The organism is Ligilactobacillus equi DSM 15833 = JCM 10991, from assembly GCF_001435735.1.
Taxonomy (GTDB): Bacteria; Bacillota; Bacilli; order Lactobacillales; family Lactobacillaceae; genus Ligilactobacillus; species Ligilactobacillus equi.
Window position 1 is genome coordinate 1 of the sequence record NZ_AZFH01000200.1, and the last position, 9422, is coordinate 9422.

At 36.1% G+C, this 9422-nt stretch carries 11 protein-coding genes; 10 read left to right on the forward strand and 1 reads right to left on the reverse strand.

Annotation, left to right across the window (positions count from 1 at the left end; all coding sequences use genetic code 11):
* Window positions 1-679 precede the first annotated feature (679 nt).
* The 10 genes from FC36_RS10675 (at window position 680) to rfbD (ending at window position 8351) form a co-directional block, all read left to right on the forward strand.
* Entirely contained in the window at window positions 680-1018 is a 339-nt protein-coding gene (locus tag FC36_RS10675; RefSeq protein WP_081782000.1) for a transposase, read from the forward strand.
* Between the two features lie 29 nt (window positions 1019-1047).
* Complete coding sequence (locus tag FC36_RS12740; RefSeq protein ID WP_369384730.1) at window positions 1048-1242, forward strand: transposase; 195 nt, start codon at window positions 1048-1050, stop codon at window positions 1240-1242.
* 188 nt (window positions 1243-1430) lie between these two features.
* The gene (locus FC36_RS10680; RefSeq protein WP_025021437.1) at window positions 1431-2210 is read left to right on the forward strand and encodes a DUF4422 domain-containing protein; all 780 of its coding nucleotides are present in this window, start codon (window positions 1431-1433) and stop codon (window positions 2208-2210) included.
* 4 nt (window positions 2211-2214) lie between these two features.
* On the forward strand, window positions 2215-2847 hold the full coding sequence (locus tag FC36_RS10685; RefSeq protein WP_025021438.1) for a sugar transferase: 633 nt from the start codon (window positions 2215-2217) through the stop codon (window positions 2845-2847).
* 4 nt (window positions 2848-2851) lie between these two features.
* On the forward strand, window positions 2852-3841 hold the full coding sequence (locus tag FC36_RS10690) for a glycosyltransferase family 2 protein (protein ID WP_025021439.1): 990 nt from the start codon (window positions 2852-2854) through the stop codon (window positions 3839-3841).
* Between the two features lies 1 nt (window position 3842).
* A complete protein-coding gene (locus FC36_RS10695) occupies window positions 3843-4769 on the forward strand; it encodes a glycosyltransferase (protein WP_025021440.1) in 927 nt (308 codons plus the stop codon).
* Between the two features lie 115 nt (window positions 4770-4884).
* A complete protein-coding gene (gene rfbA / locus FC36_RS10700; protein WP_056986936.1) occupies window positions 4885-5757 on the forward strand; it encodes a glucose-1-phosphate thymidylyltransferase RfbA in 873 nt (290 codons plus the stop codon).
* Window positions 5758-5759: 2 nt separating this feature from the next.
* Window positions 5760-6341: a dTDP-4-dehydrorhamnose 3,5-epimerase gene (gene rfbC, locus FC36_RS10705; RefSeq protein ID WP_025021441.1), complete on the forward strand. Its 582-nt coding sequence runs from the start codon at window positions 5760-5762 to the stop codon at window positions 6339-6341.
* A 9-nt stretch (window positions 6342-6350) separates the two neighbouring features.
* Window positions 6351-7388, forward strand: coding sequence for a dTDP-glucose 4,6-dehydratase (rfbB, locus tag FC36_RS10710; protein ID WP_056986939.1), 1038 nt, complete (start codon window positions 6351-6353; stop codon window positions 7386-7388).
* A 48-nt stretch (window positions 7389-7436) separates the two neighbouring features.
* Window positions 7437-8351 (forward strand): dTDP-4-dehydrorhamnose reductase, encoded by a 915-nt coding sequence (rfbD, locus tag FC36_RS10715; protein ID WP_025021442.1) that lies wholly within the window; start codon window positions 7437-7439, stop codon window positions 8349-8351.
* A gap of 39 nt (window positions 8352-8390) precedes the next feature.
* Here the strand turns inward: rfbD and FC36_RS10720 are convergent.
* On the reverse strand, window positions 8391-9422 hold a 1032-nt coding region (locus FC36_RS10720), incomplete at its 5' end, for a C39 family peptidase (protein WP_191978611.1).

Genomic DNA, 9422 nt, shown 5'->3' on the forward strand with positions numbered 1-9422 from the left:
AGTATACAGAGAGATTGCCCGATAATTAATACGGGGGTGTTATAGGGTGCTTACATTCAAGCTTTTTCCTAACCTAATTTTTAACTTTATATGTGAAAGTCGCTTAGACTATTCAGATTAGGTACAGACATTAGTTGACGTAAGAGGAACTTCCCATGAAATCTATTACCACGTTTATCAGAGAAAGTACGTTAATGCATTGATATTGATAACATCAAATTCATATTTAGTAGAAAAAAACATTCATATTATTAGGTAGTTTCGTTTGAATTAAACTAAATACGTGCGTGGTGCTAGTTAAAAATTGTAAGACAAAAAGTCTAACATGGTGTAAACTCTTAAGTGACCAAACTATAGGAGTTGTTACATACCATGTTAGACCACTTAAATTTTAAAGAAAAACGCGCGACATTACGAGGAAATTTTGAGTATTTTGAGAAAATTGCTCGTTTCTTGTATGTCAACCTATGTCCCACTAACTTAAAATCTCGTAAGAACAGTCATTTAGAAATTCCGATACTGAGGTATTGACACTCATGCTTTACCAAAATGCAATTGGTGTTAATTCACAACGTAAATTTTATCGGGTATTTAGGATGTCTTTCCCAGAAAAGACATTATTAAGCCAAGCCATTCACGTTTTAATCGGAGTTCTTGTCAACTCTTACCGGTGCTTGCTATGATGCGTCGCAGATTAGTTGAAATTAGCGGACCTGGAGCTGACATTGCCATTATAGATAGCTTCCCGATGCTTTTATCAGTGTCACATAGACGGTACACCACAAAAGTTTTCAAGGATATTGCAGATGTCGGTAAAAATACGACAAAGAACGTAAAGTTCTACGGTTTTAAAGCTCATGTAATGACATCAGCTACAGGTATAGTTCTGAATTACAGTATCACCAAAGCATCAATTCATGATGTAAGGGTAGCACCTGAACTAATTGCTGAGAGTCCATGCAAGAATATCCTTGCGGATATGGGCTATATTGGTGAAGGCTACATGCCAAGGATTTAGGCTATAATTTGACCCCATATTGCTCTAATATGAAGGGTGCAAAGGAGCAAAATAATTACGATTTAATTCTCTGTAGAGGTAAGATAGAGCGTTGTTTTTCGATCTTAAGCAGTAATTACGACATCGAAAAGAATCGTGCCCGTTCTTTGGCAGGTTTTCAAACTAGATTTGAAGTTTCTTTATTGATGTACAATTTAGGGGTCTATGACTTGCCAATCAACTAGCACCACGCACTAAATACGACATTTTTTGGTGTATGTTAGAAAGTTATAATCTATTAAATGTAGAAATTAGCTAGGAACTATAGTAAAATCATAATGGTATTTTATATATTTAATAAAAAATGATACAATGATTTTTATAAAGTTATTGTAAAAATAGTAAAAGCAAAATGAAAGTAGAGGAGTTATCCTTGAAAAATGAAGTTTACGTAATAAGTCATAAAAAGGCAAAAATGCCAGGTGATGACATGTATTATCCGTTACAGGTGGGAAATAGCCTTGAGAATTTTAATGGTTATTTACGTGATAACACAGGTGTAAATATTTCTGAAAAGAATAAAAGTTATTGTGAACTAACAGGACAGTACTGGGCTGCTAATAATCGTCAAGCAGACGTGAAAGGTTTAGTTCACTATCGACGTTTCTTCTCTAACGGAAAGAAAAATTTTTTCTTGTCTGTTGAAAAAAAGTATCGTGATATTATGTCAGAAGCAACCTTAGATGAACTTATGAACCAGTACGATATGATTTTGCCTAATAAGCGAAACTACTATATTGAAACTAACTGGCAGCAATATGCTCACGCTCATAATGAAGAAGATTTAAAGGTGTTACGTTCAGTCTTAGAAGAGAAATATCCAGATTATTTGGATATCTTTGATAAGTGGATGGCTAAGAAAGTTGGACATAAGTTTAATATGTTAATAGCTAAAGCACCTATTTTTGACAGCTATACCGAATGGGTGATAGATGTTTTAGAGGAAGTTGAAAATAGAATTGATATTTCAACTTATTCGGCATATAATCAACGAGTTTTTGGCTTTTTGAGTGAGCGCCTATTAGATGTTTGGGTTGAAAAAAATAATATAAATTATGTTGAAGTTCCAGTCATGTTTATGGGAAAGCAACATTGGATCAAAAAAATCATAAAGTTTTTACAAAGAAAATTTATTGGTGGGAGTAAGGAGTGAGAAAATGCAAAGTAAATCAAATCACTGTTATTTGATTTTTAAACGTTTCGTAGATATTGTAGTATCTCTATGTGCCTTGATTTTTGTAGCTCCAATCACACTGATTGTTTGGATAATTGACCAATTTGGAAGTAATAAAGGTCCGGTATTTTACCGTCAAAGAAGAATTGGCAAAAATCATAAGCCATTTTATATTTATAAATATAGATCAATGGTGGTTGATGCAGAAGAGCGGTTAAGAAAGAACAAAGAATTGCATAGCCTATACGTTAAAAATAGTTATAAGCTACCACCGGATAAAGATCCGAGAATAACTAAGTTTGGTCGTTTTATAAGAAAGAGTTCTTTAGATGAGATACCGCAATTTTTAAATATCTTAAAAGGCGATATGACCTTAATCGGTCCTCGTCCTGTAGTTGAAGAAGAGCTTAAGGAATATGGCGATCGAGTTGATGAATTTTTATCTGTAACTCCGGGTGCAATGGGGTATTGGCAAGCTTCAGGCCGAAGTGAGATTGCTTATCCTAAGCGTTGTGAGGTAGAACTCTATTATGTAAGAAATGCCTCTTTTTGGTTTGATATAAAAATATTAACAAAAAATATAATTAGTATTTTTAAGACGAATGGGGCGTACTAGGTTTATGGAAGATAAATTGGTATCAGTTATTGTGCCTATCTATAATGTTGAAAAATACTTACCTAAGTGTTTAAAGTCGATTATTGAACAGACCTACCAAAACATAGAAATTATTTTGGTAGATGATGGTTCAACAGATAGTTCCAGAACGATTATCGATGATTATGCGCATATGGATTCAAGAATCAAAGTTATTCATCAAGAAAATGGTGGATTATCGAATGCTAGAAATAATGGTATGGATATTGCAACTGGTGAGTACTTTACTTTTGTTGATTCAGATGATTATCTAGAAAATGATTATATAGATTTTATGTATCACTTACTCGAAAAAAGTAATTTTCAAGCAAAAATGGCATTATGTTCATTGAATAATGTTTATTTAGCAACTGGTTCGACTAAAAGTTGTGGCAATGATACTTATGCAACTTTATCAGGTAAAGAGGCTATCCAGATGATGTGTTACCATAATTTGGTTGATACGTGTGCGTATGCTAAATTAACACATCGATCTTTGTACCGTAATGTTCGTTTTCCTGAAGGAAAATTATTTGAGGATATAGCAACTACGTACCTATTATTTGCGCAATGTGATATCGTTGAATGTGGTTTTTTTCCGAAATATAATTATGTTTTACGTGATGACTCAATTACAACTTCGAAATTCAATGAACGTAAGTTGGACTTGTTGGATATGACCGATGAAATGGCGACCTATGTGGGTAGAAAGTATCCTGACTTGAAAGAGGCGGTTTTGCGACGTCAAGTGTATGCGCGTTTCAGTACTCTTAATCAGATGTTGAATGTAAGTACTCCTGAAGATTTGAAAAGTCGTGAAGAAATTTTAAAATATTTGCGGGAAAATAGAGCAAGTATTTTCTCAGACCCTATGGTCCCTAAACGTGATAAGATAGGCTACTATATGTTAAGTGGTGGCTTTAAAATATATAAATTGGCATGGGGATGTTACTTAAAACTAATGAAGAGGAAATAGTATGAAATTATCGATTGTAATGTCGACATACAATGGACAAAAATATATTTTAGAACAATTAGAATCTTTAAGGCTACAGAAGCGTCAGGCTGATGAAGTATTGATATTTGATGACGGATCCACTGACGAAACAGTCCAAATAATTACAAGCTATATCGAAGAGCATGGCTTAAATACCTGGAATTTGACGATTAATCCTCAAAATAAAGGATGGCGTCGGAATTTCATGGAAGGAATGTGGCAATCAACAGGAGATTTAGTCTTTACTTGTGATCAAGATGATATTTGGCGTGAAGATAAGTTAGAAATCATGGAAAAAATAATGTCTAATCATAGTGAAATCTCCCTGTTGGTTTCAAATTATGAGGAATTTTTTGAAAATGGTAAGAGTCGTATAGGTTATCGGAAAAATACCAAACATCTTGAGAAAGTCGAATTAAAAAATAATTATCTTTTGGTGCAAAATCCGGGATGCACGCATTGCATTAGGAGATCCTTATTAGATATTAGTAAAAGGTATTGGCAACCGCATTTTGCTCATGATGCACTGCTATGGCGCTTGGCTATTTTTGCAGATAGTTTGTATATCTACACTGATTCATTAATTAAATGGCGGAATCATAAAACAAGTGCATTCGCAAAAGAAAGTAAGGACTTAAAAACTGTTAAAGAAAAGAAAAAGTGGATTGAATCAGCTCAAAGTTTTAATGATACATTAAAAGCCTATTTAGCGAAAGATGTATCAGGAAATAAAGAAAATCAGTTATCTGTTCTTAGAAGGAATGATAATTGGTTAAATATAAGAAGAAAATTTTATTGTACAAAAAATCCTTTTATAGGATTAAGGCTAGTAACATATTGGGATTGTTTCCCACGTTACCGCCAATATCTCGGAGAATGGTATCTAATATATATTAAAAGAAGATAAGAATTTCAAGTTAACTTGGGATTCTTTTATTTTTAAATTAATGAACATCTTGTACCAATACTCGTTTTGTAAGATAATATAGTAGTGTGAGACTTTCTAGAAGGGAATGTTAGATGTGAAAGGTATTATACTAGCTGGTGGTTCAGGCACTAGACTTTATCCAATTACAAAAGGAATTTCTAAGCAGTTAATTCCTGTTTATGATAAACCCATGATTTATTATCCCTTATCAACTTTGATGCTGGCAGGGATTAAAGACATTTTAGTAATTTCGACTCCGGAATACACACCTCTATTTGAACAGTTATTAGGGGATGGCTCTGATTTTGGAATTAATTTATCATATAAAGTGCAAGATGCACCTAATGGTTTGGCAGAAGCCTTTATTTTAGGTAAAGAGTTTATTGGTGATGACTCGGTTTGCTTGGTTTTAGGTGATAATATTTACTATGGTGATGGCTTATCTAAACAATTACAAGAGGCTGCTAAAAAAGAATCCGGGGCAACGGTCTTTGGTTACCATGTTAATGACCCAGAACGCTTTGGAGTGGTTGAATTTGATGAAGAGATGCATGCTTTATCAATTGAAGAAAAACCTACCCAACCTAAGAGTAATTATGCAGTTACAGGTTTATATTTCTATGACAACGACGTGGTTGAGATTGCTGAAAATCTTGAACCATCAGAACGTGGTGAACTAGAAATTACCGATGTTAATAAGGCTTACCTAGAGCGTGGTAAACTTGATGTGAAGCTTATGGGACGGGGCTATGCTTGGTTAGATACCGGGACGCATGACTCCATGTTAGAGGCTGCTAGTTTTATCTCCACGATTCAAAAACGCCAAAATTTGAAGGTGGCATGTCTAGAAGAAATTGCTTACCGAATGGGATGGATTTCTAGAGAACGCCTAGTTGAATTAGCACAACCTTTAAAGAAGAACGATTACGGACAATACATGTTACGTATTGCCGAGGAGGATAAATAAAAATGGGTAAATTAGTTGTTAAAGAAACAAAGTTACAAGATGTGAAGTTGATTACACCAGATGTTTTCGGCGATCACCGGGGCTTTTTTACGGAAAGTTACTCTGACCGTGATTTTAAGGAAGCCGGGATTGATTTTAACTTTATTCAAGATAACCATTCTTTATCTACTCAAGCTGGTGTTTTACGTGGGCTTCACTTCCAACGTGGTGAAGCAGCTCAAACTAAGTTAATTCGGGTTGTTACCGGAGCGGTTTTAGATGTGATTGTTGACTTACGTAAAGGTTCACCTACATACAAGCAATGGGAAGGCTACATTCTTTCTGCAAGTAACCACCGCCAACTCTTAGTGCCTAAGGGTTTTGCGCATGGCTTTGTGACTTTAACGGATAATGTTAACTTCCTTTACAAATGTGATAACTACTACAATGCTGAAGCTGATGGTGGTATTTCATTCAAGACACCAGAATTAAACATTGATTGGCCAATTGATTTAGATAAAGCAATCACTTCTGAAAAGGATGCTAAACAACCAACTTTAACCGAATTTGAAAAAGATAATCCGTTTGTTTACGGTGAAATTTAGGAGGAGACCATGGCTGAGTACAAAAATATTATTGTAACCGGTGGGGCCGGTTTTATCGGTTCAAATTTTGTTCATTACGTAGTTAACAATCACCCTGAAGTGCATGTAACAGTTTTAGATAAGCTAACATATGCAGGAAACAAGGAAAACTTAGCAGGTTTACCTGCTGACCGTGTTGAACTAGTAGTCGGAGATATTTGTGATGAAAAGCTTGTTGATGAATTAGTTCAAAAGGCAGATGCTGTGGTGCATTATGCAGCAGAAAGCCACAATGACAATTCATTAGAAGACCCAACACCATTTATTCAAACTAATATTGTCGGGACTTCAGTGTTAATTAACGCTTGCCGTAAGTATGATGTACGTTACCACCACGTGTCAACAGATGAAGTGTACGGTGATTTACCATTACGTGAAGATTTACCAGGGCATGGTGAAGGCCCAGGGGAAAAATTCACGCCAGAAACCCCTTACCGTCCATCTAGTCCTTATTCATCATCTAAGGCAGCTTCTGATTTATTAGTAAGGGCGTGGGTACGTTCCTTTGGTTTGAAAGCAACAATTTCAAATTGTTCGAATAATTATGGTCCTTACCAACATATTGAAAAGTTTATTCCACGTCAAATTACTAATATTTTATCAGGTATTCGGCCTAAGTTATACGGTGAAGGTAAGAATGTGCGTGACTGGATTCACACTAATGATCACTCTTCTGCCGTATGGACTATTTTGACTAAAGGTAAAATTGGTGAAACTTACTTAATTGGTGCTGACGGTGAAAAGAACAATAAAGAAGTTCTTGAAGCTATCTTAGAAGCCATGGGGCAACCTCAAGATGCCTATGATCAAGTTAAGGATCGTCCTGGTCATGATTTACGTTATGCAATTGATGCAAGTAAGTTACGGAACGAATTAGGTTGGGAACCACAATTTACTGATTTTTCTAAGGGACTCAAAGAAACAATTGCTTGGTACACGGAAAATCAAGATTGGTGGAAAGCTCAAAAAGAAGCCGTTGAAGCTAAGTACGCAAAGAATGGACAATAATGAAACCCCTCGGCTTAAAACCGAGGGTTCGTTTTAGGAGGCAATGTAATGAAATACTTTGTAACAGGCGTGGCCGGGCAACTAGGTCATGATGTAATGAATGAATTGAATAAGCGCGGTCATGTTGGTGTTGGCACCGATTTAGCACCCGAATATGCTGGTATTCAAGATGATTCTTATGTAACTAAAGCAGAATATATTTCGATGGATATTACTGATGCTGACGCAGTGGCAAAGGTAATTGCGGACGTTAACCCTGATGTTATTGTTCATTGTGCAGCTTGGACGGCAGTGGACGCTGCTGAAGATGAAGATAAGCAAGATCTAGTTCGCGCGATTAATGTTAACGGGACGCAAAATATTGCGGATGCAGCGAAAAAAGTTGATGCGAAGATGGTATACTTATCAACGGATTATGTTTTCAACGGTCAAGGTGAAGAACCATGGCAAGCTGATGATAAAAACTATCAACCACTAAACTTCTATGGCCAAACAAAACTTGAAGGTGAATTGGCAGTTTCTAAGACCTTAGATAAGTACTTTATCGTGCGGATTGCTTGGGTCTTTGGAGTTAATGGTGCTAATTTCATTAAGACCATGCTTAAATTATCAGAAAATCATGATACTTTAACGGTGGTATCTGATCAAATTGGTACTCCAACCTATACTTACGACTTAGCACGTTTATTGGTTGATATGACTGAAACGGAAAAGTATGGTTACTACCACGCAACCAATGAAGGTGGTTACATTTCCTGGGCAGATTTCGCGACGGAAATCTTCAAGCAAGCAGGTAAGAATGTAACTGTAACTCCTGTAACCACGGCAGAATATGGTGCTTCTAAAGCAGCACGTCCATTTAACAGTCGTTTGGATAAGAGTAAGTTAGTAGAAAATGGCTTTGAACCATTGCCTATTTGGCAAGATGCACTGGCTAGATACTTAAAATTAATCATTAAATAGCAGAAATCCCTACAGGTTATTTCCTGTAGGGATTTCGCTTTAGTAACTCAACGCGCGTTGTTTATCGGCATTCCAATGAGAATAAAATTGACTGACAGTCATGCTTTCTTTTTGGGCTGTCCATGGGTTATTGTAGTAAAGAATATCATTTCTGTAACCAGTTAGGGTGACGGCATGATTAATAAATCCATTCATATTACCCATCCAGACGACTACTAAGTGACCATGGAGTAATTTATCTTGAATACTTGCCATGCTTGCTCCAGTCATTACTTGACTAGTTCCTAGGTGATTATTTACGACAGGAGCAACTCCGGTAGGAAACACCCACCAACCAGTGACACTAAATGGGTTACCGACAAAGCCGTAATCTCCATTATTACTTCGAGGCATTTCGTTAGCTAGCTGAACTTTATTAACGTTTTGGCCTGCGTATTTTAACATCATGGTTACGGCTGTAATTTCACAACCAGTGGGAAGTTCTGGATTTTGTCCAATAACTTCTGCGTTGTTAAAGACTCCGTTGATAGCACCAGAGCCATAATCTGCATAGTAAGTAATGTTACCAACGTGAATTTCACCATACTGCAATTGGCCATTGCTTGCATAGTAGACAGTTTTATTTTGATTTGAAATGTATTTAAGTCCTGTAACCATGGCATTAGTTACTTCGTCAAAGTAGTAGTAGTGGTTATTGTAGTATTGTTGACCAGTTTGACGATATCCATCACGGTAAAAATAAACTTGCCCATTCTCGTTCATAAGTCCGTTATACTTTTGACCGTTTCCGTGGAAATACCCTGACCAAGTGTCAGTATATTTTCCTTCACCATTTTCTTGATTAGAGAAGCGTAAAACGTATTGATAGGTATGGCCTTGATTATATGCAGGAAGATCCATAAAGGTGACTGAAAAGCCACTTTCATTAGCGTCATGTAAGTTAGGGTAAACATGTTGCACATCCGGCCGAACTACTTCATTAGTGACTTTTGCTCTAGCGATTTCGTGTCCTAATGTTTTATCAAAGATAATTACATAGCGGTATGGTTGGTAGAGACTAAAATCTGAGGC

Excerpts from the sequence above, each read along its gene's own strand:
- FC36_RS10675 (WP_081782000.1), top strand. The coding sequence starts at position 680 with ATGATGCGTCGCAGATTAGTTGAAATTAGCGGACCTGGAGCTGACATT.
- rfbD (WP_025021442.1), top strand. The coding sequence starts at position 7,437 with ATGAAATACTTTGTAACAGGCGTGGCCGGGCAACTAGGTCATGATGTA.
- FC36_RS10685 (WP_025021438.1), top strand. The coding sequence starts at position 2,215 with ATGCAAAGTAAATCAAATCACTGTTATTTGATTTTTAAACGTTTCGTA.
- FC36_RS10690 (WP_025021439.1), top strand. The coding sequence starts at position 2,852 with ATGGAAGATAAATTGGTATCAGTTATTGTGCCTATCTATAATGTTGAA.
- FC36_RS10695 (WP_025021440.1), top strand. The coding sequence starts at position 3,843 with ATGAAATTATCGATTGTAATGTCGACATACAATGGACAAAAATATATT.
- FC36_RS12740 (WP_369384730.1), top strand. The coding sequence starts at position 1,048 with ATGAAGGGTGCAAAGGAGCAAAATAATTACGATTTAATTCTCTGTAGA.
- rfbB (WP_056986939.1), top strand. The coding sequence starts at position 6,351 with ATGGCTGAGTACAAAAATATTATTGTAACCGGTGGGGCCGGTTTTATC.
- rfbC (WP_025021441.1), top strand. The coding sequence starts at position 5,760 with ATGGGTAAATTAGTTGTTAAAGAAACAAAGTTACAAGATGTGAAGTTG.